Raw genomic sequence first — 22,436 nt, 5'->3', positions numbered from 1 at the left:
CCGGACACTGACCTCCAGTATATGCGGTGCCATGACCCACGATCTTGAACTCAACTCGGTCGGAAAGACCTATCCCGACGGCACGACCGCCGTGCAGGATTTCGACCTCAAGGTGGAGAAGGGCGAGTTTGTCGCCTTCCTCGGCCCCTCGGGCTGCGGCAAATCCACGACGCTCCGCATGATCGCGGGCTTCGAGGAAATCACCCGCGGCAACATCCTCATCAAAGGCCGCGACGTCAGCCACACGCCGCCCGAGAAGCGGCCCACCTCGATGATTTTCCAGAACTACGCGTTGTTCCCGCATATGACCGTGCGCCAGAACATCGGTTTCGGGCTGGATATCAAGGGGCTCGCCCGGAGCGAGAAGGACCGCAAGGTAGAGCGTATCCTTGACATGTTCGACCTGACCGAATTCGCGGACCGCAAGGCAGATCGCCTGTCGGGTGGGCAGCGGCAGAGGATCGCTCTTGCGCGCGGGCTGGTGGTGGAGCCGGAAATCCTCCTGCTTGATGAGCCTCTGGGCGCGCTCGACGCCAACCTGCGGCGTATCATCCAGAACGAACTGAAGCTGCTGCAGCGCGAACTTGGCATCACGTTCGTTTTCGTGACCCATGCCCAGAGCGAAGCGCTCGGGCTGTCGGACCGGGTGGTCGTGATGTCCAACGGGGTCGTCGAACAGATATCCCCCCCAGAAGAGCTGTATCGCAGGCCCGCGACGCCTTTCGTGGCTGGTTTCATCGGTTCAAACACTGTGATCAAGGGCACACCGGCGGGCGCGGCGCCTGATGGGACGCAACAGCTGACCACGCCCTTTGGCACGATAACCGGGCACGGTCTTGCAGGTGCGGATACTGCTGTCATTCCCGCAGAGGCGTTCCGCATCGCTCCGCAGGGAACGCCCGGCGAAATCCGGCTGCCCGGCACCATTACCGCTCGCAAACTTGTGGGCGCCGTCGGACACTTGCGCGTCCGTCTCAGCGACGAGCGGGAAATTGACATCGAAACACATGCTGCGGCGCCCGAGGTTCAGACCCTCGCGCCCGGAGCGGGCGTAACGCTCGGGATCGATCCGGTTGCCGTTACGCTCATCAACTCGTAAATCAGGAAGGAGATACTTCATGGCTAAGGAAATTCTGGTCGGTTTTGGCATCGACGTCGACGCGGTCGCGGGCTGGCTCGGCTCTTACGGGGGCGAAGACAGCCCGGATGACATCTCGCGCGGGTTGTTCGCGGGGGAGGTAGGCTCACCCCGCCTGCTCGACCTTTTCGACAAGGAAGGCCTGACAACGACATGGTTCATCCCCGGCCACTCCGCCGAAACCTTCCCCGAGCAAATGAAGGACGTCGCCGCACGGGGCCATGAAATCGGCATTCACGGCTATAGCCACGAAAACCCGATCGCGATGACCCCGGAGCAGGAAGAAGAGGTTCTCGACAAGTGTATCGACCTCATCACCGATATCTCCGGCAAGCGGCCTACGGGCTATGTCGCGCCTTGGTGGGAATTTTCGAACGTCACGAATGAGTTGCTGCTCAAGAAGGGCATCAAGTACGATCACTCCCTGATGCACAACGACTTCACGCCTTACCGCGTTCGTGTGGGCGACAAGTGGACCAAGATCGACTATTCGGGCAAGCCTGCCGACTGGATGAAGCCGCTTGAACGGGGCGAGGAAACCGACCTGATCGAGATCCCGGCCAACTGGTATCTCGACGATCTGCCGCCCATGATGTTCATCAAGAAGGCACCCAACAGCCATGGTTTCGTGAACCCACGCGATATCGAGGAAATGTGGCGCGATCAGTTCGACTGGGTCTATGCCAACATGGACTATGCCGTGTTCCCGATTACCATCCACCCGGACGTGTCGGGGCGGCCGCAGGTTTTGCTGATGCTTGAGCGTTTGATCAAGCATATCAAGAGCCATGAGGGCGTGAAGTTCGTGACCATGAACGAGATGGCGGATGATTTCGATCGCCGCTTCCCGCGCGGCTAAGACGAACCGGGCGGGGCCGCGAGTGGCCCTGCCCAAACCAAGGGAGAGAGAAGATGTGTTCGCTATGCGGCATTCTGGGGTGTGACGATCACTGGACCAATGCGGTGGCGCGACCGGGCGTCTATTCGCACAACACGGATCGTCAAGCGCGCCGCGCAGAGGGCGCGCGCCGGATCGCCGCCGCCAATCGTGTGCTGTCCTACCGGCGGCTTGCCCTGAGCGAGTGGCAGGGCCGTTCCTATCTTCTCTGCAGCCCGACGGGCGCCACTTCCGTCTTCGACGCCCTTTCCCACCTTTGGCCGGAGGCGGAGACGATGGCCACGCGCGGGTTCGACCCACTGGATGAAGACATGCTCGATTGGATGGAGGCGCAATGACCCCGGTCATTCTTCTTACCGGCTTTCTGGGGTCGGGAAAGACGACGCTCTTGCAACGTCTTCTCACCGATCCTGCCATGGCGGGGGCGGCTGTTCTCATCAATGAATTCGGTGAGGTCGGGCTGGACCACCATCTCCTTGACCGTATCGACGATAACGTCGTTCTGATGAAATCCGGCTGTATCTGCTGCACCGTACGCGGTGAGGTGGCCGATGCGCTCATGAACCTGCAATCGCTGCGGGCCAAGGGGGAGATTGGCTTTGACCGGGTCGTGATCGAGACGACCGGCCTTGCCGATCCCTACCCGGTGCTTCAGACGCTGACCGCCCACCCGGTCTTGCGCAGCCACTTTGCGTCCGGCGGTGTCCTGACCACGGTCGACAGTGTGAACGCAGGCGCCCAGATGGGTCATCGGGCGGAGGCCATTCGGCAAATCGCGGCCGCGGACCGGATCGTCCTGACCAAGACCGATCTCGCGGAAAGCGACGTCGTGGTGGAACTGCGGCAAAAGCTTGCACAGACAAACCCGACCGCAGCCGTGGTAACGGGGGATGCGACGACCGAGGAAATCTTGGGTGGACTGCGCGCCGGGGATATCGTTCAGGCGGCCATGCCGGACGAACACGGGCACCACCACCATCATCACTCGGTCAACGAAGACCTTGGGGTGCTGACATTTTCGATGACTATCGACCGACCTGTAGATTGGACGCGGTTCGGTGTCTGGCTCACGCTGCTTCTGCATCGCCACGGTGAGAAGATTTTCCGCGTAAAGGGAATTCTAGCGCTTGAAGGTGAGGCGCGCCCGGTGGCAATCCATGGCGTACAGCATCTGGTGCACGCGCCGGTACATATGGAGCATTGGCCGCCGGGACCCCATGTGTCGCGACTTGTCTTTATCCTCGAAGGTATCGACCCCGCTCTTATCCGGCGTTCCTTCGCAGCGTTCATGGGCCTTGCCGAAGAACGAGCCGTCGCCTGATGGAGCCACTGCGCATTCTATGCACCGAGATTCTGCCTTGGCGGCTGCTGAAGAGTCAGGCCGAAGCGGATCTGGGATTCCCGCTCGAATTCATAGAGCAGGATTTCGTGACGGCGCAGCGGTCGGCGGCGATGTCGCCCGAAAGCTATGATGTCTACGATCAGTGCTTTCACAATCTTGATATCGTTTGGCATTGGCGTGCCGTGCAGCCCATCGACACCGCGCGGATCACCGCTTGGGACGAAATGACCGATCTCGCCCGCCGGGAAGCTGGACCGGGGTCAGGGCGCGGCGTAGGAGACGCACCCGCAACCCGCCTTTATGTACAGCCCGATGCCTCGCTCTCGTCGTCGCCCACCGGCAAGATTTCCATGCTGCCCACCGTGCACAATTTCGACAGCTTCTGCATCAATGAGGAAGTGGCCTCGGTTGATGTGGATCGTGATGTGACCAGTTGGGGTGAACTGCTCGAACCGCGTTGGCAGGGACGGGTGGCGCTTGTGGACGAGCCGGCGATTGGGGCGTTCGATCTGACCATGGCGCTGGTCGCGGTGGGCCGAATGAGCGTCCGGGATCTTGGAAATATGACCGTGGCGGAGATCGACGAGATGGCGCGTCACGCCACGGATTTTGTGCAATCGGGTCATTTTGCGCCCTTCTGGCGCCGTGCGCCGGAGGCGGTGGAACGGTTTGCGAGCGGCGAGTTGAACATATCGTCTATCTGGTCGCCGTCGGTAGTGACGATGAAAGCGCGCGGCTTGAAAGTCCGCCAAGCGTTTCCCGCCGAAGGATATCGTGCGTGGCACGGTGGTTTGTGCCTGTCCCGGAACCTTGAGGGCGCGCAACTGGATCGCGCATACGCTTGGCTCAATTGGTTTCTCGATGGGTGGGCGGGGGCCTGCATGGCGCGGCAAGGCTACTACATGTCCGTGCCGGACCGGGTGCGTGCTCATCTGGATCCCGATGAGTGGGATTACTGGTATGGAGGCAAACCCGCGGCGCGGGCGTTGCCCGACCCGGATGGCGCGCTCGCCATCCGCAAGGGAGAAGTGCGTTCGGGCGGGTCGTATCGCGCGCGATCGAACCATATTGCCGTCTGGAACAGCACAATGGATGAGCATAACTATCTGGTGCGAAAGTGGACGGAAATCATCACCTTGGCCAATAGCCGGAAGGGACGCCGCCGGGCAGGCTGAGGTTCAGGCAAAGGAAGACCCCACCATGACAACCGTGACCGTGATCGCCACTGGCGGAACCATTGCTTCGTTTGCCGCCACGCCGGGCGGTCCGGTGACCGCTGGCCTGACGGGGGATTCCCTGCTCGAAGCGTTGCATACGCGCCCCGAGGGGATTGACCTGCGGGTCGAGAATTTCGACGCGGTGGGCAGCTATGCCCTCGACCTCGCCACGATCCATCGCCTTTGCGCAACCATCGACCGTGTGCTGGAGGAGGACGAGGTGGCGGGCGTGGTCGTGGCCCATGGAACAGACACCATGGAAGAGAGCGCCTATCTCGCCGATTTGTTGGTCAGATCGGACAAACCAGTGGTCTTCACGGGCGCGCAGCGGCATGCCGGGACACCGGATACCGATGGCCCGCGGAACATCGCCGATGCGATCCGCTGCGCCGCATCTCCTGCGTTGCGCGGGCAGGGGGCCGTGATCCTCTTTGAGGGGGATTTCCACGCAGCGCGCGAGGTGACGAAGGTTCACACCTCTCGGGTCGATACGTTTCGGTCGCCGGGGTTGGGGAAGCTGGGTGAGGTGGATGGCTCTGTGGTTCATCTCTATCGGCAGCGGCCTGCACGCGAGGTCTTGGCGACCTCTGTACTGGATCCGGATGTGGAACTCATCCTTCTGGGCATGGGTAGCACGCCGAAATACCTCGATTACTGTGCCGACGCGAATGTAAGCGGTGTCGTCCTCGCGGCATTCGGGCGTGGTAATGCACCGAAGGGATTTGCGGATGCCGCGCGGCGCCTGGTCGACCGCGGCGTTCCGGTGGTTGTCGCGTCCCGCTGCGCCGAAGGCCGCGTGCAACCGGTCTATGGCGGAGATTCAGGCGGGACAACGCTGGCGGAGGCCGGGGTCATCTTTGCCGGGAGCCTACAGCCCGTGAAGGCGCGGCTTCGCCTGAGTGCTCTGCTCGGGGCTGACACGCCAACGACGGAAATCCGCGAGGCCTTTGCGGACTGATCCCGCCCAGGGTCTCGCTCCCATGTCTCTCTCTGCGCGCGTGGGCGTGACCTCCGCGCTGTGCGCGCTAGATCAACCGGGAAACAGACCCCGGAGTTACATATGACAGAGGCCCTGACGAATAGGCTCGTCCATCTACTCGAAGCGCGTGATACGCTCAGCCCCGAAGAGCGCGCCGCGCTTCATGCGCTGCCCGCCCGGCGAGAGGAGTTTCGCCCCGGCGCGGTGATCATCGCCGCCGGCCGGACGCCCCCGGAAAGTTGTCTGATCGTCGGCGGAATGGCCAAGCGAGTTCAGCGCCCTCTGGCCGGCACCTCCATCGTATCGGCGCTGCATATTCCGGGCGATCTGGTCGATCTGCACGGCTTCGTTCTGGGCGATCTCGATCACTCGGTCGTGGCCCAAGGGCGCTGCACGGTGCATTTCTACACGACGCAGGACCTTCGTACGCTGACGGAAGAGTTCCCGCATCTTACGCGGCTTCTATGGATGACAACGCTGATCGACGCCAAGATCAACCGCATGTGGTTCACGGCCAATGCTGGACTGCGTGCCGTCGAACGGATCGGTCATCTTTTCTGTGAGCTGGAAACGCGGCTGCGGCTCGCCGGGCTGATCTTTGGAAACAGCTTTACCCTCCCGCTTGATCAGGCCGACCTTGCCTCCATCCTGGGGCTTTCGCGCGTGCACATAAACCGATCGGTACAGGACCTGCGGGCGCGCGGCTTGCTGGAATGGTCCGAGGGGCGTGTTAAGCTGCCCGATCTTCCCCGCTTGCGAGAGCTGAGCCATTTTGATCCGGCCTATCTGGAAATCATGCGGATCCCTCGATGACGCCGCGCTATGTGTTCGTCGCGGGGCTTCATCGGTCCGGCACCTCCCTTCTGGCTGACTTGATCGCTGATTTCCCGGACGTCTCGGGCATTCGCGGCGCGCCCGTTCCTGAACAGGAAGGTGTGTATCTGCAAGGTGCCATACCGCACACGGCCGCGCATGGCAGGCCGATGCATTTCGCCACCGATCCTGCACAACACCACGTGGAGGGCGGGCGCTATGATACGCTGGAGACGCGCGAACGGCTCCGCTCCGACTGGAACGCTTGGTTCGACCCGCGTGCACGGTGGAGGGTGGAGAAATCGCCGGTCAACCTCACGCGGATGCGCCTTTATCAGCAGTTGTTTCCGCTCGCGCAGTTTGTCGTGATCCTGCGGCATCCACAGGCCGTGGCAGGGGCGGTCGCCAAATGGGTGGAGATGACCCGAGCGGAGGCTGTTGCACATTGGATTGCGGCGCACGATCAGTTACGGGCGGATCTGCCCTATCTGCACAACGTGCTGGTGCTAAGGTACGAAGACCTTGTCGCTGCTCCGGGTGATATCACCGCGGCAATCGCCCGATTTCTCGATTTGGATCATGCCGCACCGACCCCGCGCGACATTTCCAACCGGAACGCGAACTATCCGGTTTGGGATCTTGACGAAGAGGAGCTTGGAGCTTGCGCGCAGTGGGGGTATGGCGGTCAGGGGCACGTGGCGGCGTGGTCGCCGATCGTGCAACACATGCTGGGCGCCACTCGTCGCGACGTAGGCGAAATTCTTAGGGCACTGCCCGCGCGCTGAGGCCCCCAGGGTGGGGCCGCAGCGCATCCGCATAGGTGGGTTCCGCCCGGGATCATTCCGCCGCCGCGATGGCGAACGCGCGGGGCGGAAGCTCATGCGGGGCGAATTCGACATTGGGGGCGGGAGTGTCTTGTGCCGCAATCGCTTGCCGGTAGGCGGCTTCATATCCATCAAGCATTCTTTCGATGGAGAAAAAGCGCTCGACCCGGTGCCTCGGAATATCACGCGGAATCTCTGCCGCGTCTTGGATCGCCTTGGCCAGAGCCGCAGCATCGCCTGCTGGAGCCAATGAGCCTGCATCTCCGATGACTTCGCCAGCGGCGCCCATATCGGTCGCCGCGATGGGGAGGCCGCACGCCATCGCTTCGGCGGCGACCAGCCCGAACGGTTCATCCCAGAGCGGTGTGAAGACGCAGAGAGCCGCCCGCCCGAATGCTTCGGCCAGCGCAGCGCCCTGCAGATGCCCGCCATAGGAGATGCCGCCGCCAAGGCGGGGGGCGATTTCGGTGTCGAAGTACCGGCGATCTTCCAAAGGTCCATAGAGTGTCAGGGGGACACCCGCGATGCGGGCCGCCTCTATTGCCAAGTGCGGCCCTTTCGTCTCGGTCAACCGGCCCGCCCATACCGCGCCATGACCCGGGGCAGGAGCGAAGGGCCATGCCTCAAGGTCGATCCCGTTGCGAACGACACTCGCGCTATCGGGAAGGGCCAGCGGCCACCAACTGCGGCCATGGGCCGTGGAACATACCGTCATACGGCTCCACGGTGCGATACCGCTCGCGACAGCGCGGGATAACACATCGAATGGCGGCACGTGCAGTGCGGTCACCATCGGGATCCGGTCTCGGCGGGCAAGGCGGGGAATGAACCGGTGGAGCGAGTTGTTGTGTACGACGTCAAAGCCCCCGCCCGACAACTCTGCAAGCGCGCCTGCGTAGGCCTCATCGAGAACTGCGGTCAATTCGGGCGTCGCGCGGTAGCGGTGCCACGGGTAGCGGATTTCATAGTGTTTGCGCAGTAGGGAGCGAAGGGGAACGCCCGCATCGCTGTCGCCCGAGGCAAAGAGCGTCACGTCGTGCCCACGCGCACGCAAACCACGGCAAAGGTGCCACGTATGGGCCTCGATTCCACCGGGAAATGGAGGCGCGATGGGGTGGCGCAGGTGGGCTACGACGGCGATGCGCATCTCTACTCCGCAGCGATATGTGTCAGGCGGGTTTGGGCTGCATCCACTTCGGCAGTGCGAGTGGCGTTGGACGTCCCTTCGCGGTCAATGCCTTGCAGGATATCGAGAACCCGGCGCGTGTTTGCATAGGGCGCGTCGGTCTGGCGGCAGAGCGCGAAATCCGCTTCATTCGGCTCACGCAGAATTCGGATACCCGTCTCATTACTCTCGATGAGACCCATTAACTGAAACGCATAGAGCCAGTGTTCCATGGTGCGATGCCCCCATTTGGAGGCGAACACCTCCGCATTACGCACTACGGAGGCGACGTGATGGATGGGGGGCATGCAGTGCGCGTGATGCTGATGATAGACCCGCGCGCCGCGGACCCACCAGATCGGCACGTCGCGTGCCTCTGCGGTGCGGCCAAAGTCCGTGTCCTCGCCGCCATAACCGACATAGCGTTCGTCGAAACCGCCGATAGCTTCCCACGCGGCGCGGCCAATGGCGAAGTTCAGGGACCAGAAACAGCGGTAGTCCTCACAGGCGGCGTAGGGGTTCTTGGGCGGTGCCGCGCGGTCGGAATGTTTCTCTCCAACCTCGTCAAAGAGCGGGTAATCAACGCCGTTGTCCGCCGCACCTTTCGGAAGGTAGGACACCTCGCCCATCAAGATCCCCTGCGCCTCATCCGTCACATTTGCATAGTCGGCGAGGAAACTCGGCGCGGGGATACAGTCGACATCGACGAAGGCCAGCAGGTCGCCCGTTGCGGCTTCTGCCACGGCGTTTCGCGCGGCCGAGAGGTTGAGATCCCGACCCCCAAGGGAGATTTGCCGCACCGGGAACGGGGCCGCAGGCAGATCCTCGTATGGAGAGTCCTGCATCACGCCGATGATCAATTCATCAGGCAGAAGGTCCTGACGGGAGAACCCCTCTATGACATTCGCAAGGTGCGTTTCACGGCCGGCCGCGATGGTGAGGGCGGATATCCTTTTCATGCGATGGTCCTTTCAAGAGAGGTTTGTGCAGCGCCTTGCCACAGATCTTCGATCAGCCCTTCGAGCCAGCCAGCCGTAGCCTCGGCAGGCGAGCGATCCAGCAGCGACCGCTGAAGTTGTGGGTCATGGTCCCGGATGGTGTCGCGCATCACCGTACGCCACGCCTGCGCGGAACTGGGCAAGGATCCGAGCATCGTGGCGGCCCCAGCGACCTGAAGAGCGCGGGCCTTCTCGACCTGCTCATCGAAATACCGCCATTCCGGCACGGCGAGCCATGGGCGAGCTGTGGCTAGAACCTGCGCGCAGGTATTGTTGCCGGTCGACGAGATGATGACATCCGCCGCCGCGAGATAGAGATCCGGCGTGTCGACCCAGCCATGATGTTCAATGTTCCCGGGTTCAGTTGCGTGCCAGTCTCGCTGAACCGTTCCGATGGTGATCCACCGGGTATCGGGAACAGCGCGCGCACCGATGCCCAGAGGCGCCTGCGCAAAGCCCGTGCCGCCGCCGCCCGACAATACAAGAACTAGCGTTTCTCCTTCACGTATCCCAAGCATCTCCCGCGCGGTCTGTCGCTTTGGCAGTTTGGTGGAGGCTCCGAGCCCAGCAGCGAAATGTGTCTTTTTTCGCATGCTCGGCGTCCAGTCAGGCTGTGCAAGGCGTTCTGAGAACGGCGCGAGCAGCCCAACAGAGCAATCGTAACCAGCTTGATGGCCCGGATCGCTCCGGGTTCCATGCTGCAATACCGAGACGTGCGGGACGGAACAGATACGCGAGAGTTGTGCAAGCTCGGCGCTGACATCGCCGATCATGAGCGACGGGTTCGCCTCTGCGAACCACGAGGTGATTTCCGCCATGGCGTTTCGGATCGAAGGCCAGCCGAGCGGCGCGCAATGGAGCGTGTCCGGCACCGGCGCGGAAGCCATTCCCGGGGCCTCGTCGCCCTGTGGTTCAAAAAGCGAAGGGATTTGCCTGATCTCGACGCCGGGGCGCATCGCGGGGAAGATATCGTTCCGCGCACAAAAGATCGTTACGGGCCGATGTTCGGGCAATGCGTTGACCACTGCGGCGCAGCGCAATGCGTGGCCTCGCCCCTGGTGGTGAACGAAATACCCGATCGGGGCGGAGGGGGAGCTAGAGGGAAAGTCGCGCATGATCTACTCCGCCGCCATGGACAGGTGCCGAGGGAGATGCGCCTGCAATCCCTCTATCACCCCGTCGGCATAGGGGCGCGAGGCCCGATAGAGACCGGGGTTCTCAAGCCCGTTGAGTTCTGAATGAGCGTTCGCTGGCAGGATCGCGGCGGGGCTATGGCGCAGCATGTCGAGATCGTTCCCGCTGTCGCCCGCGCAGATACAGGCACCCTCTGACAGGCCGAACAGAACGGCGGCATGACGCGCCGCCGCCCATTTCCCTGCGCTCTGCGGCACCACGTCAATGAACCGTCCGTGCGAGGGGATGACGTGGGCGGTGAGCCCCTCGGAGAGCAATGCTTCCCGGATGAGGGCTGCATCGGCGCGGTCGCCAAAACCGCTGAGTTTCCACTCGCGTTGTTCGTAGCTCGCCTGCATCGGGATGTTCAGCCGTCCGAGCAGCTTGGCGATGCCGCTGCGATGCCAGTTCTGGCCGATCGCACGCGCATAAGATTGATCGAGAGTGAGCGCACCAGATGCGTTCTTCTTCCAGATTTCGGTTCCGACGGAGGTGATGAATACGTCAGGTTCCGGCAGTGCCCAATGCTGCAACACGCGGCGCGCCTCACTGATCGAGCGCCCCGTGGCGACAGCAAAGGCGAGACGATCACGCTCTTCAGCGTGATAGGCACCGAAGGCCGCAGCGCCTGCGCGCGACCCGGTCAAGGTTCCGTCGATGTCGCTGACGAGGAGGCGCTCGGGGGCTTCGGGGGTGGATTCCAACGGGGGCGAGGAACGATATGCCTCCAGCACATCCTCAGCCCAACGATCCCAGTTGAACAGCTCTATTGCACGGGCTTGCGCCTCTGCGGCCAGATCCTCTCGGGCGGGATCGTTCAGTGAGGCGAGGCACGCGCGCGCGATCGACCCTGTGTCCTCGGCATCGATGAGGCGGTCGGCGGGATATCCCAGTTGATCGAGAATATCGACAGGCCCGCCATTATCGGTCGCGGCGATCGGAACACCGGCCTGTGCCGCTTCGATCAGGGTCAGGCCAAAGGGCTCATGCAGTGCCGGGTTCACGAAAAGGCCACCGCGCGCGGCGAGAGCGTAGAAGGACGGGATATCCTCGGGATTGTGTTTGCGCGGCAAGGCGACCCGGCCCCAGAGATCGTGCTTGTCCACCAGATCAAAGAGTTGAGAGATGACTTGGTTGGTTGCGCAGGCATTTCCGGTCAGGCCCGCCCGAACCCCTGCAACAATCACAAGGTTCGCACGCTCCTGAAGGTCAGGCGATCCGGCATAAGCACTGACCAACGCGGCGAGGTTTTTCTTGGCGACAGGACGCGCAATTGCGAGGATCGCAGGTTTCTCGGGCTTGCGCAGGAATGGTGCGATGAGGTCTCTCGCGCGCTCGGGGCCCGCGCCCACCGGTTGGGTCAGGCCGGGATTGAACCGGAGGACCCGCCCAGCGGCCTGCGCGTCATAGGCCGGAACCTGCCGCTCGGCTTCGTCCCGCGACGAGGTGATGATCGCGTCCGCACGGCGTATTGCGGCCTGTTCCCGCTCGATCCGTCGCTCCAAGGCACCGCTGACGCTATCAGTGGCCCCACGCCCAAGCCCGAGGGAATGGGGGGTGTAGACCCACCGAATGCCGAAACGCTGGGCGGCGGCAAAGCACAGCACGGCGGCGTCGGCGAAATGCGCATGCAGTACGTCCGGCCGCTGTCCCCGCTCCAGCATGGCAAGAAAGGCGGCGCGAAGCGCGGGCAGTTCGGCTTCAAGCGCTTCCTTCTCGAGGTACTTGGTGTTCTGGGTACGGATACGCCGGATCACGGCGTAGGGGCAGAGCGGTTCAACCGGGGCGCTGTAGCGTGCGCCCAAGGCAGGATCTTCGATAAGTCGGGTGACGATCTCGACGGATTTGACACCCGGCAACGCCGCCTGTGCACGGGCCGCGCCGAGAATGTAAGCGATATGGCCGCCGGTATCTTCAGTCAGGCCATAAGGCACCGGCGGCGCCGAAAGGCACCCGCCGAGGGCAACATGCATGATCCGCATTCGCTCTCGCTTTCTGTTGTCTGTGACGGTTGGCCGGAGCCGATGTGCAGACAACTAGAAAAGCCAAGCAGAGTTCCCCACTCTTTTGTTACAGCGTCGGGGCGGGGCAGAGCCACGCCCACGCCGATTTACCAGCCGATGGCGTTCGGCAGCCACGTCGCAATGGCCGGAACCTTGAAGAGCAGGACCAAGGCCAGCACCTGTATCCCGATGAAGGGCAGGACACCGCGATAGATCATTCCCGTCGTCACCCCGGGCGGGGCCGCACCCTTGAGGAAGAACAGAGCCCATCCGAAGGGAGGGGTGAGGAAGGAGGTTTGCAGGTTCAGCGCGATAAGCGCCGCGAGCCACACCATATCCGTCCCCGCCATCTTGAAGAAGGGCAGCAACAGGGGGAGCGCGATGTAGCTGATCTCGATCCATTCAAGGAAAAATCCGAGCACGAAGAGCAGCAGCATCAGGAACAGCAGCGCCCCGGTTTCCCCGCCGGGCAGCAGCGCGAGAGTATCCTGTACCAGATCTTCGCCATTGAGGCCCCGGAACGCGACCGAGAAAACCTGTGCCGCGATCAGGATAAAGAAGATCATTGCCGAAATCCTGAGCGCGGATTGTGCCGCATCCCAGATCATGCCCCAGTTGAGACGCCCATAGAGCGCCGCGATGAGAATGGCGAGAACCGCGCCAACGCCGGCCGCCTCGGTCGGGGCGGCGAAGCCCGCGATGATCGTGCCCAAGACGCCGCCGACAAGCAGCAGGGGCGGGGTGATCGCCATCAGGGCCTTGCGCGCGAGGGCCCATCCCTGGATCTCCGCACGCTCGTCTTCGGGGATCGGGGGCATCAGGTCGGGGCGGAATTTGCCGGTCAGTAGGATGAAGGCGATGTAGAGACCCGCCAGCATCAGTCCCGGCATCATGGAGGCGGCAAAAAGCGTGCCGACGCTTTCGCCCATGATGTCCGCCAGCAGGATGAGGACCAGCGAGGGGGGAATGATCTGGCCCAGTGTCCCCGAGGCACAGATAGCTCCGGCCGCAAGCCCGCCATCATAGCCGCGTTTCAGAAGAACGGGCATGGTGAGCATGGTGAGCGTGACGACCGTGGCTCCGACGATGCCTGTCGAGGCCCCCATGAGAACGCCCACGATGATCAGCGCGACCCCCATGCCGCCGCTGAGCCGCCCCGAAAGACGCCCGATGACTTCGAGCATATCCTCCGCGACGCGCGATTTCTCCAGCATCACCCCCATGTAGACAAAGAGGGGGATCGCAAGAAATTCGTACTTGGTCACGACGCCATAAATGCGGGACGGAACAAGGTTGAACAGAAAATCGCCAAATCCCATCCAGCCGAAGGCAAAACCTGCGACGGCGATACCGATGCCGACCGGCATGCCGATGAGCAAAAAGACCATGAAGCCGAGGATCATGTAGACTGCGAGATACTCTTCCATGCCTCAGGCCTCCCCGCGCAGCGCGGCGGCGTGGCGTATCGCGTTTGCTGCGCATTGCATCGCCAGAAGCAGAAACGCCGCAGGTATCATTGCCTTGACCACATAGCGCGCAGGCAGGCCGCCAGGATCGGGGGATCCCTCCTTGATCGACCAGGCGCTGTCCACAAAGCCGCTGGAGTACTTGATGAAGAGCAGAGCTATCACCACGCCCAGCAGCATCGAGATAAGGTCAAGCAGATGCTGCGCCCGCTTCGGGAGTTTGTCATAGAGCATGTCGACGCGCACATGCCCGTTCTCCAGCATGAGCACCGTAATACCCAGCAAAGCCACCGGGGCCATGACGTGCCATTCCAGTTCCTGCGCCCAGATCGGGCTGCCGCCGATGACGTACCGGCCAAAGACGTTGAAAAAGATGAGCGCTACGAGAACGAGTAAAAGCGCGGCGGCGATCTTGCCTGCGGCGCGGGTGATACTGTCGATCCCGTCGGCGAAAGCGAGGGCTCTTTGCATGATCGGTCCTGTATTCAAGCGTGAGGGGCGGCGCGTTTCCGCCCCGCCCGTTTGATCAGTGCTATTGCGGCGTTACGCGTCGCGCAGTTGGGAATGCCAGACCTCTTCGGATGCGGCGGCCCAGATGTCATGCTCTGCCTTGAAGGCGAAGTAGTTATCCATGACCTTCTTGAACTGAGCGTCTTCGGAGGCAAGCTCCTCGTAGACCGGCCCCATTTCCGTCCTGAGCGCGGCGACCACGTCATCCGGCAAGGTTCTGAGTTCGGTACCGCTTTCCGCGAATTCCTTCAGCGCCTTGGCGTTGTTCGCTTCGGCCCAGCTGTGGGAGATGACATTGCACGCGGCAGCAGCGTTGGTGACGATTGCCTGTAGCTCACCGCCGAGGCTGTCCCATTTGGCCTTGTTGATGGACAGTTCGGTCACGGTTGTCGGCTCATGCCAACCGGTAGTGTAGTAGTATTTCGCGGCGGTGTTGAGCCCGAGGATCTTGTCCTGTGCCGGCCCGACCCATTCGGCCGCGTCGATCACGCCGCGTTCGAGCGCGGGGAAAATCTCCCCACCGGGAAGCAATTTCACCTCGACCCCGACTCGGGCATAGGCGCGGGCGGCAAGGCCGGGAATGCGCATGCGCAGCCCCTTCATGTCTTCAATGGAGTTGATTTCCTTGTTGAACCAACCGGTCATCTGCACGCCGGTCGCCCCGACGGGCATGGCCACAACTCCGAGCGGCTCATAGGTCTCATTCCATAGGTCGATCCCGTCGCCCACATAGAACCACGCATTCTGGCCTTGGGTGGACATGCCGAAGGGCACCGCGCCAAAGAACTGTGCCGCCGGAACCTTGCCCGACCCAAAATAGCTGACCCAGCCGTTCATCTCCACGATGCCCTGACGCACCGCGTCGAAGCCCTCGAAGGCCGGAACAAGTTCGCCGCCGTGATAGACTTGGATGTCGAGCGCGCCGCCGGACATTTCCCGAACGCGGTCGGCGAAGTCGGTGAGAGAGCCGGGGCCGGTGGAGTAGAACGGTTGGCCCGGCGGAAACGCGGTCGTCATCTTCCACTTGTAGGTTTGGGCACGGGCGATGCCGGGCGCGGCAAGTGCAGCGGCTCCTGCACCGATCCCGGCGGTCGTCATGAATTTGCGGCGATCCATTTTCTATCTCCCTTGGGTCTTCTGTTTGGTCCGAGAGAATTGCTGGCCCGCGCGGGGGACAACCGCAATCGGTGCGCCGTGTCGGAAGGGGGAAATCCTCCGCAGCCCGAATTTAGGGCGGCCTTTAGGCTGCGATGCCCATATTTATGGCAGGACATCGGCGCAGGATTGGGCACATTGTCGGACACGGATCACGCAAGGAAATTCCCATGTCCTCATTGCCGCATCACGGGCGCTATACCTATTCCGCAATTACCGAACGGGCCGATTTCAGTTGGCCTGAGGGGCGCAGGCTGGCTGTCTATATCGGCATGAATTTGGAATGCTTTGCGTTCGGCGAAGGGCTCGGGGCGGAACTTGCGCCGGGCGGGCCGCAGCCGGATGTGCTCAACTATGCGTGGCGCGACTATGGCAACCGCGTGGGCGCGCCGCGAATGCTGGAGTTGTTCAGAGCACTCGGCGTTCCCGCCACCGTGCTGGTAAACTCCCACCTCTATGATGACGCACCGGGACTGATCGAGGCATGGCGCGGCGGGGGCAACGAAATCGCCGGGCACGGACGCACCAACGCGGAACGTCAGGGGGTGTTGGTAGAAGCCGAAGAGCGGGCCTTGATCGAGGAGGCAACCACCCGACTGACACGAGAAGAAGCCAGCCCCCCGAAAGGCTGGCTTGGCCCATGGATCAGTCAAAGCTCTGTCACTCCCGATTTGCTGCAAGAAGCGGGCTACGACTACCTGCTCGATTGGTGCCACGACGATCAGCCCACGTGGATGACCACGCGCAAGGGGCGCATCCTCTCCGTGCCTTATCCGCAGGAGCTCAATGACATTCCACAGATAGTGGGGCGCAAGCGCGAGGGGGCGGATTTCGCGGACATGATCTGTGACGCATTCGATGTCATGCTGGAAGAAAGCGCGCGCCGACCGCTCGTGATGGGAATCGCGCTGCATGGCTATTTGATGGGCCACCCGCACCGCATGAAGCATCTGGAACGCGCCTTGCGGCACATTCTGGCAGCGGGCGATGATCGTGTCTGGTTCACGACGGCGGGGGGTATCAACACCCATTTCCGCTCAGTTTTGCCCACATAAGTTACAGCCACTTGAGGGGATCCGGCGCGGAACATATAAAGAACATATGCCGCTTAGCCTCTCTGAAAAACTGAGCATCCTCGCAGATGCCGCAAAATACGACGCCTCCTGTGCCTCTTCGGGCGGGGAGCGGCGCGACGCGCGCGATGGCAAGGGCTTCGGCTCCACCGGCGGGGCGGGGATCTGTCATTCCTATGCGCCGGATGGCCGGTGCATCAGCTTGCTCAAGATCCTCATGACCAACTTTTGCATCTACGATTGCGCCTATTGCGTGAACCGCGTTTCAAGCCGGGTGGAACGGGCGCGTTTCACGGTGGAGGAGGTCGTGTACCTCACCGTCGAATTCTACCGGCGGAACTATATCGAAGGGTTGTTCTTGTCCTCGGGGATCATCCGCTCCCCGGATGATACGATGGCCGATATGGTGCGGATCGTGCGAACGCTGCGGGAGCAGGAAAACTTTCGCGGATACGTGCATCTCAAAACGATACCGGACGCATCGCCCGAACTGCTCGACGAGGCAGGGAAGTGGGCGGATCGCCTGTCCATCAATGTGGAGCTACCGACGCAGAGCGGTCTGGACCAGCTTGCACCTGAAAAAGACCTCGGGGAGATACGCAAGGCAATGGCCGGAGTTCGTCTGCGGCAGGAGGCCTCGTGGGAGTTGACGTACCGGGGCAAGCGCAAGGCGCGTTTCGCCCCCGCAGGGCAGTCCACCCAGATGATTGTCGGCGCGGATGGGTCGGACGATGCGACGATCCTTCGGCAAAGCACGAACCTATATGCCAACTACGGTCTCTCGCGGGTCTATTATTCCGCCTTCTCACCCATTCCGGATTCCACAGTTGTGCTGCCCCTCAAACCGCCGCCGTTGCAGCGTGAGCACCGGCTCTATCAGGCGGACTGGTTGCTTCGGTTCTACGGGTTCAAGGCTGAGGAATTGGGGCAGAAGGGAATGCTGGACCTCGACTTGGATCCCAAGCTTGCATGGGCTTTGGCACATCGGGAAATCTTTCCCGTCGATGTGAACCGCGCACCGCGGGAAACCTTGCTTCGCGTTCCGGGGTTCGGGGCGAAATCGGTGGCTCGGATCCTCAGCGCACGGCGACATCGCAGTTTGCGGTACGAAGATCTCGCGGCGCTGGGCGCAGTGATGAAGAATGCCCGCGCGTTTATTCTGGCCGAAGGCTGGTCGCCGCGCGGCCTTGCCGACGCAGACAACCTGCGCGCCCGCTTTGCGCCTCCACCTGAGCAATTGGCGCTGTTTTGACCTATGTGGTCAATCTGCCGCGCGTCGGGTTCGCACAGGCTTGGCGAGAGGCTGCGCGTCGATGCCTGGGGGCGGAAATCCCACCCGAAGAGGTCTCATTCAACACGAGCGGCGGGCTGTTTGCCGCGCGCGAACTTCCCGCCGCGCCAGCGTCAGCCCCTGCATTGAAAATCCCGAGAACGGCGGTGCAGACCCTAGAGCAGGCGATATGCCACCGCGATCCAGAGGTTTTCTCACGGGCCTATGCGGTGCTCTGGGCGCTTGGGCAGGGAACTCTCCGGTGGGGCGATCGGTCGGTGCCGATGATGCGGAAATTGCTGGATCAGGCAAAGGCGGTGGGCCGCGACATCCACAAGATGCATGCCTTTGTCCGGTTCAGAGAGGGACCAGCGCGCGGTGATCGTCGCGCCTTCGCCGCGTGGTTTGAGCCGGAGCACAACATCGTGGAGGCCGCGACGCCGTTCTTTGCCCGTCGGTTCGGCGATATGGATTGGGTGATTGCGACACCCAAAGTGACCGCGACCTTTCGATCAGGCCAGCTTTCATTCCAGGAAACGGAAAATCCGTCGCCGCCCCCGGAGGATGCAACCGAGGCGCTTTGGTGCACCTACTATGCGTCGATCTTCAACCCTGCACGCTTGATGATTTCTGCGATGCAATCGGAAATGCCCAAGAAAGCGTGGAAGAACCTGCCGGAGACGCGGCAGATCCCGGAGTTGATCCGAACTGCGCCGGAGCGCGCCCGTGCGATGCAGGACGCCGCGCCGACGATGCCGCCCGCCCATGCTGCAGCGCTTTCCCGGGCGCGTAAGGAAACGATGGGACCGGCGCCTTCGGGGATGAAGGCCCTGAAACACGAAGCAGCGACGTGTACGCGTTGCCCGATTGGCCCCTGCGCAACGCAGGTTGTCTGGGGCGAAGGGCCCGAGACCGCCGATCTGATGATCGTCGGAGAACAGCCGGGTGATCAGGAGGATCTTGCCGGCCGGCCGTTCGTGGGTCCCGCAGGCACCCTTCTGGACAAGGTCATGCAGGAGGCCGGGGTGCAGCGGGATGAGGCATACCTGACGAATGCGGTGAAACACTTCAAGTTCTCTCCGCGGGGAAAACGCCGCGTACACGAGCGCCCGAATGCAGGAGAGGTTCAGGCCTGTAAATGGTGGTTGGACCAAGAAATAGCGCGCGTGCGCCCTCGCGCGGCGATCGCTTTGGGCGCGACGGCGGCGCTCGCGCTCACTGGATCCGGTGAAAGGATCACCCGGCGCCGTGGGACGATCGAAGCGGGAACCGGGGGGCTTCCTGTGTTCCTGACGATCCACCCCGCATTCATCCTGCGGATCCCAGACAAGGAACGGGCGGCGGAGGAACGCCGGAGGTTCGTTGAGGACCTCAGTATTGTCCGGGAAACCTTGCGGGAGATGTAGTGCGCCGATGTGACAAGGGACAGATGTCGCCAAGCCCGAATGGCATAGCCCCAAAGCTACGGTTCGGGCGGCGAGCGCCAGTCAGTCCCCCGAGAGCCCGTCCAGAATGGGGCAATCTGGTCGGTCGTCGCCGTTGCAGCGCGTTACGAGGGTTTGCAAGGCGCGGCGCATCGCTTGCAGTTCTTCGATCTTGCGCTCGATATCGGCCAAATGACCGCGGGCGATTTGCTTGACGCTGGCACTTGCGCGGCTTTGATCTTGATAGAGTGACAGTAGCGTCCGGCAGTCTTCTATGGTGAAACCTAATGATCGCGCTCGCCCCAGAAATGCAAGCTTGTGGGCATCCTGCTCCGAAAAATTTCGATAGCCGTTTTCGGAGCGGTCAGGACGGACAAGCCCTATTTCCTCGTAATACCGTATCGTCTTTGCCGGCAGCCCGCAGCTTTCGGCGATCTCTCCAATATTCATGGCACGCCCCTTGACCTTCCAGTTGCTGGAACCCCTAGATAGTGGGCCATGAAGGATAATACCATGACCGACATCACCCGTGATCCCGTATGTGGAATGACCGTTGACCCGGAGGCGGGCAAGCCGACCTTTGATTACAAAGACCGGAGGTATCACTTCTGCAGCGAGGGCTGCCGGACACGGTTTGCGGCAGCGCCGGAAACCTACCTGGATGTGACGGATCCGGTATGCGGCATGACGGTCGATCCGGCCACAGCGGCGCATATGGCCAAGCACGCCGGCGAACGGTTCTATTTCTGCTCGGCCGGTTGCCAGCAAAAGTTTGAAGCTGATCCAGAAGCATTTCTGAAGGACCGGCCCGCGCCAGAGCCGATGCCCGAGGGCACCCTCTATACCTGTCCGATGGATCCTGAGATCGTCCAGGAAGGGCCGGGAGACTGTCCGATTTGCGGCATGGCGCTTGAGCCTATGATGCCTACGGCGGATGCGGGTCCGAACCCTGAGCTTGCCGATTTCCGGCGCAGGCTTCTGATCGGGGCACCGCTGGCTCTCGGCGTGCTCTTCTTGGAAATGGGCGCGATGCTCGGGATTCCCATCTCCCAATGGATCGGCGGGGACACGGTGCGTTGGCTGCAGTTCCTCTTGGCGAGTCCGGTTGTCCTGTGGGTGGCGAGACCCTTCTTCAAGCGGGGCTGGACCTCCATCGTCACCGGCAAGCTCAATATGTGGACCCTGATCGCGATTGGCACAGGCGCAGCCTATGGCTTCAGTCTGATTTCATTGTTCTTGCCAAAGGTCTTCCCCGAAGCGCTTGGCGGACTTCATGGGCCACCGCTCTATTTTGAGGCCTCCGCCGTCATCCTGATCCTCGTACTCTTGGGGCAAGTGATGGAACTCTCGGCGCGCGAGAAAACCGGCGATGCGATCCGAGCGCTTATGGATCTCGCCCCTCGTTCTGCTCGACGCGTTACCGACGCGGGCGAAGAGGACGTTCCAGTTGATGCGATCCACGCGGGAGACCGCCTCCGGGTTCGTCCGGGGGAGTCGGTGCCCGTCGATGGCCGTTTGGTGGAAGGGCGGTCGAGCGTAGATGAGAGCCTGATCACCGGGGAGCCTGTTCCCGTTGAAAAGACCAGCGGAGCAGCCCTCACCGGGGGCACGCTGAACAAGAGCGGCAGCTTCATCATGGAGGCAGAGGCCGTGGGTGCCGACACCGTTCTGTCTCGCATCGTGGCGATGGTCGCACAGGCGCAACGGTCACGCGCCCCGATACAGGCATTGGCGGATCGTGTGGCGGGATATTTCGTCCCCGCGGTCATTGCAGCGGCGCTTCTGGCATTTGCGACGTGGCTGGTATTTGGCCCAACCCCGGCGCTCGGCTACGCGGTGGTCGCGGCCGTCAGCGTATTGATCATCGCCTGTCCCTGCGCGCTTGGTCTCGCCACACCGATGGCCATCATGGTGGCAACAGGGCGGGGGGCACAGGCCGGGGTTTTGATCCGTGAAGCCGAGGCGCTGGAAGCCTATGCCAAGGTCGATACGCTTGTCCTCGACAAGACCGGCACGTTGACGGAGGGGCGCCCGACCCTGACCGATGTGGTTGCCGTATCGCGCGCCGAGCTCGAGATACTGAGCCTTGCCGCAGCGTTGGAGCGTGGATCGGAACATCCCCTCGCCGAGGCGATCTGTGCCGGGGCAAGTGACAGGAATGCGCCGCGCAAGGACGCGTCCGAGTTTGAGGCCATCACCGGCAAGGGTGTGCGGGCAATTGTTGACGGCGCTGCGGTTTTTCTCGGTAACGAAGCGCTTATGACAGAGCAAGGTATCGACGTTGCCGACATTCAGGAGAGGCGCAAAACGCTTGAGGCAGAAGGCAAGACGGTGATGTTTCTTGCTGTCGAGCGGGAAATCAGCGGGCTTGTCGCGGTCGCCGATCGTGTGAAACAGGGCGCTGCCGACGCGGTGGAACAACTACGGCGCGCCGGTTTGCAGATTGTCATGGCGACCGGAGATAGCGAAACCACGGCGCAGGCCGTAGCGCGGGAAACAGGGATCACAGATGTCCGCGCCGGGCTCTCGCCAGACGACAAAGCCGCGCTCGTGGCGGAGTTGCAGGCACAGGGTCACTCGGTCGCTATGGCCGGGGATGGCATCAACGACGCGCCAGCGCTTGCGGCGGCGCAGGTTGGTATAGCCATGGGAACCGGGGCCGATGTGGCCGTGGAAAGCGCGGGGATCACCTTGCTCAAGGGGGATCTCACCGGGCTGTTGCGGGCGCGGAAACTGGCGTTGTCCACGATGCGCAACATACGGCAGAACCTGTTCTTTGCGTTCATCTACAACGCGGGGGGTGCGCCGATCGCGGCGGGGGTGCTCTATCCGGTTTTCGGAATGCTTCTGTCGCCGATGGTCGCCGCAGCGGCAATGAGCCTGTCTTCAGTCTCGGTAATCGGGAATTCACTTCGGCTACGGCGCATCAAGCTGTAGTCGAAGTGTCATAAAGATTTCACTTCTGGCGGAGTCATATTTCGGTTATTC

Annotated in this window: 20 protein-coding genes; 12 read left to right on the top strand and 8 right to left on the bottom strand. The window is 62.3% G+C overall.

The genetic code is table 11. The features are described 5' to 3' along the window. Positions 1-31 precede the first annotated feature (31 nt). The 8 genes from BM234_RS09230 to BM234_RS09195 all read left to right on the top strand — a co-directional run bounded on the left by BM234_RS09230 (position 32) and on the right by BM234_RS09195 (position 7,172). Complete coding sequence (locus tag BM234_RS09230) at positions 32-1,099, top strand: ABC transporter ATP-binding protein (RefSeq protein ID WP_092065139.1); 1,068 nt, start codon at positions 32-34, stop codon at positions 1,097-1,099. Positions 1,100-1,118: 19 nt separating this feature from the next. Next, positions 1,119-1,997, top strand: coding sequence for a polysaccharide deacetylase family protein (locus BM234_RS09225; RefSeq protein ID WP_092063656.1), 879 nt, complete (start codon positions 1,119-1,121; stop codon positions 1,995-1,997). Between the two features lie 53 nt (positions 1,998-2,050). Beyond that, positions 2,051-2,374 (top strand): hypothetical protein, encoded by a 324-nt coding sequence (locus tag BM234_RS09220; protein ID WP_092063653.1) that lies wholly within the window; start codon positions 2,051-2,053, stop codon positions 2,372-2,374. Further along, on the top strand, positions 2,371-3,357 hold the full coding sequence (locus BM234_RS09215; RefSeq protein WP_092063650.1) for a CobW family GTP-binding protein: 987 nt from the start codon (positions 2,371-2,373) through the stop codon (positions 3,355-3,357). The genes BM234_RS09220 and BM234_RS09215 overlap by 4 nt, the downstream gene beginning before the upstream one ends. After that, positions 3,357-4,553, top strand: coding sequence for an ABC transporter substrate-binding protein (locus BM234_RS09210; protein WP_175501236.1), 1,197 nt, complete (start codon positions 3,357-3,359; stop codon positions 4,551-4,553). Before BM234_RS09215 ends, BM234_RS09210 begins: the two co-directional genes overlap by 1 nt. 25 nt (positions 4,554-4,578) lie before the next feature. Beyond that, the gene (locus BM234_RS09205; protein WP_092063647.1) at positions 4,579-5,553 is read left to right on the top strand and encodes an asparaginase; all 975 of its coding nucleotides are present in this window, start codon (positions 4,579-4,581) and stop codon (positions 5,551-5,553) included. A gap of 102 nt (positions 5,554-5,655) precedes the next feature. After that, positions 5,656-6,387 carry a Crp/Fnr family transcriptional regulator gene (locus tag BM234_RS09200; RefSeq protein ID WP_092063644.1) on the top strand — a complete coding sequence of 244 codons (732 nt, stop codon included), beginning with the start codon at positions 5,656-5,658 and terminating at the stop codon, positions 6,385-6,387. After that, on the top strand, positions 6,384-7,172 hold the full coding sequence (locus BM234_RS09195) for a sulfotransferase family protein (protein WP_092063642.1): 789 nt from the start codon (positions 6,384-6,386) through the stop codon (positions 7,170-7,172). The genes BM234_RS09200 and BM234_RS09195 overlap by 4 nt, the downstream gene beginning before the upstream one ends. Positions 7,173-7,224: 52 nt before the next feature. On the opposite strand, the gene BM234_RS09190 is transcribed toward BM234_RS09195, so the two are convergent. The 7 genes from BM234_RS09190 to BM234_RS09160 form a co-directional block, all read right to left on the bottom strand. Next, positions 7,225-8,358 (bottom strand): glycosyltransferase, encoded by a 1,134-nt coding sequence (locus BM234_RS09190; protein ID WP_092063639.1) that lies wholly within the window; start codon positions 8,356-8,358, stop codon positions 7,225-7,227. Positions 8,359-8,360: 2 nt separating this feature from the next. Next, positions 8,361-9,335, bottom strand: coding sequence for a glycosyltransferase family 2 protein (locus tag BM234_RS09185; RefSeq protein WP_092063636.1), 975 nt, complete (start codon positions 9,333-9,335; stop codon positions 8,361-8,363). Beyond that, positions 9,332-10,489, bottom strand: coding sequence for a glycosyltransferase (locus tag BM234_RS09180; RefSeq protein ID WP_092063633.1), 1,158 nt, complete (start codon positions 10,487-10,489; stop codon positions 9,332-9,334). The genes BM234_RS09185 and BM234_RS09180 overlap by 4 nt, the downstream gene beginning before the upstream one ends. A 3-nt stretch (positions 10,490-10,492) precedes the next feature. Beyond that, a complete protein-coding gene (locus BM234_RS09175) occupies positions 10,493-12,529 on the bottom strand; it encodes an HAD-IIB family hydrolase (protein ID WP_245752561.1) in 2,037 nt (678 codons plus the stop codon). Between the two features lie 128 nt (positions 12,530-12,657). Further along, positions 12,658-13,977, bottom strand: a complete 1,320-nt coding sequence (locus BM234_RS09170) for a TRAP transporter large permease (RefSeq protein ID WP_092063630.1) — start codon at positions 13,975-13,977, stop codon at positions 12,658-12,660. 3 nt (positions 13,978-13,980) lie between these two features. Next, entirely contained in the window at positions 13,981-14,487 is a 507-nt protein-coding gene (locus BM234_RS09165) for a TRAP transporter small permease subunit (RefSeq protein WP_092063627.1), read from the bottom strand. A gap of 72 nt (positions 14,488-14,559) precedes the next feature. Continuing rightward, positions 14,560-15,642 carry a TRAP transporter substrate-binding protein gene (locus BM234_RS09160; RefSeq protein ID WP_092063624.1) on the bottom strand — a complete coding sequence of 361 codons (1,083 nt, stop codon included), beginning with the start codon at positions 15,640-15,642 and terminating at the stop codon, positions 14,560-14,562. 209 nt (positions 15,643-15,851) lie between these two features. Between BM234_RS09160 and BM234_RS09155 the strand changes: the two genes are divergently transcribed. From BM234_RS09155 to BM234_RS09145, 3 genes are read left to right on the top strand one after another with little or no spacing between them, the layout of a single operon-like run. Continuing rightward, positions 15,852-16,736, top strand: coding sequence for a polysaccharide deacetylase family protein (locus BM234_RS09155; RefSeq protein WP_175501235.1), 885 nt, complete (start codon positions 15,852-15,854; stop codon positions 16,734-16,736). Positions 16,737-16,782: 46 nt separating this feature from the next. Next, a complete protein-coding gene (locus tag BM234_RS09150; RefSeq protein WP_092063618.1) occupies positions 16,783-18,006 on the top strand; it encodes a putative DNA modification/repair radical SAM protein in 1,224 nt (407 codons plus the stop codon). Beyond that, positions 18,003-19,430, top strand: a complete 1,428-nt coding sequence (locus tag BM234_RS09145; protein ID WP_092063615.1) for a UdgX family uracil-DNA binding protein — start codon at positions 18,003-18,005, stop codon at positions 19,428-19,430. The genes BM234_RS09150 and BM234_RS09145 overlap by 4 nt, the downstream gene beginning before the upstream one ends. A gap of 81 nt (positions 19,431-19,511) precedes the next feature. Here BM234_RS09145 and cueR read toward each other — a convergent pair whose 3' ends face one another. Continuing rightward, entirely contained in the window at positions 19,512-19,898 is a 387-nt protein-coding gene (gene cueR, locus BM234_RS09140) for a Cu(I)-responsive transcriptional regulator (RefSeq protein ID WP_092063612.1), read from the bottom strand. 63 nt (positions 19,899-19,961) lie between these two features. On the opposite strand from cueR, the gene BM234_RS09135 reads away from it, so the two are divergent. Further along, a complete protein-coding gene (locus tag BM234_RS09135; RefSeq protein WP_245752560.1) occupies positions 19,962-22,385 on the top strand; it encodes a heavy metal translocating P-type ATPase in 2,424 nt (807 codons plus the stop codon). Positions 22,386-22,436: the final 51 nt, after the last annotated feature.

The organism is Poseidonocella pacifica, from assembly GCF_900111875.1.
In the GTDB taxonomy this organism is placed as follows: Bacteria; Pseudomonadota; Alphaproteobacteria; order Rhodobacterales; family Rhodobacteraceae; genus Poseidonocella; species Poseidonocella pacifica.
The sequence above is the reverse complement of the archived record's forward strand: the minus strand, read 5'-3'. Positions and strand labels throughout refer to the sequence as shown.

Bases quoted from the DNA above. Each gene is read 5' to 3' on its own strand.
- BM234_RS09230 (WP_092065139.1), top strand. From the start codon at position 32: ATGACCCACGATCTTGAACTCAACTCGGTCGGAAAGACCTATCCCGAC.
- BM234_RS09225 (WP_092063656.1), top strand. From the start codon at position 1,119: ATGGCTAAGGAAATTCTGGTCGGTTTTGGCATCGACGTCGACGCGGTC.
- BM234_RS09220 (WP_092063653.1), top strand. From the start codon at position 2,051: ATGTGTTCGCTATGCGGCATTCTGGGGTGTGACGATCACTGGACCAAT.
- BM234_RS09215 (WP_092063650.1), top strand. From the start codon at position 2,371: ATGACCCCGGTCATTCTTCTTACCGGCTTTCTGGGGTCGGGAAAGACG.
- BM234_RS09210 (WP_175501236.1), top strand. From the start codon at position 3,357: ATGGAGCCACTGCGCATTCTATGCACCGAGATTCTGCCTTGGCGGCTG.
- BM234_RS09205 (WP_092063647.1), top strand. From the start codon at position 4,579: ATGACAACCGTGACCGTGATCGCCACTGGCGGAACCATTGCTTCGTTT.
- BM234_RS09200 (WP_092063644.1), top strand. From the start codon at position 5,656: ATGACAGAGGCCCTGACGAATAGGCTCGTCCATCTACTCGAAGCGCGT.
- BM234_RS09195 (WP_092063642.1), top strand. From the start codon at position 6,384: ATGACGCCGCGCTATGTGTTCGTCGCGGGGCTTCATCGGTCCGGCACC.
- BM234_RS09190 (WP_092063639.1), bottom strand. From the start codon at position 8,358: ATGCGCATCGCCGTCGTAGCCCACCTGCGCCACCCCATCGCGCCTCCA.
- BM234_RS09185 (WP_092063636.1), bottom strand. From the start codon at position 9,335: ATGAAAAGGATATCCGCCCTCACCATCGCGGCCGGCCGTGAAACGCAC.
- BM234_RS09180 (WP_092063633.1), bottom strand. From the start codon at position 10,489: ATGCGCGACTTTCCCTCTAGCTCCCCCTCCGCCCCGATCGGGTATTTC.
- BM234_RS09175 (WP_245752561.1), bottom strand. From the start codon at position 12,529: ATGCGGATCATGCATGTTGCCCTCGGCGGGTGCCTTTCGGCGCCGCCG.
- BM234_RS09170 (WP_092063630.1), bottom strand. From the start codon at position 13,977: ATGGAAGAGTATCTCGCAGTCTACATGATCCTCGGCTTCATGGTCTTT.
- BM234_RS09165 (WP_092063627.1), bottom strand. From the start codon at position 14,487: ATGCAAAGAGCCCTCGCTTTCGCCGACGGGATCGACAGTATCACCCGC.
- BM234_RS09160 (WP_092063624.1), bottom strand. From the start codon at position 15,642: ATGGATCGCCGCAAATTCATGACGACCGCCGGGATCGGTGCAGGAGCC.
- BM234_RS09155 (WP_175501235.1), top strand. From the start codon at position 15,852: ATGTCCTCATTGCCGCATCACGGGCGCTATACCTATTCCGCAATTACC.
- BM234_RS09150 (WP_092063618.1), top strand. From the start codon at position 16,783: ATGCCGCTTAGCCTCTCTGAAAAACTGAGCATCCTCGCAGATGCCGCA.
- cueR (WP_092063612.1), bottom strand. From the start codon at position 19,898: ATGAATATTGGAGAGATCGCCGAAAGCTGCGGGCTGCCGGCAAAGACG.
- BM234_RS09135 (WP_245752560.1), top strand. From the start codon at position 19,962: ATGACCGACATCACCCGTGATCCCGTATGTGGAATGACCGTTGACCCG.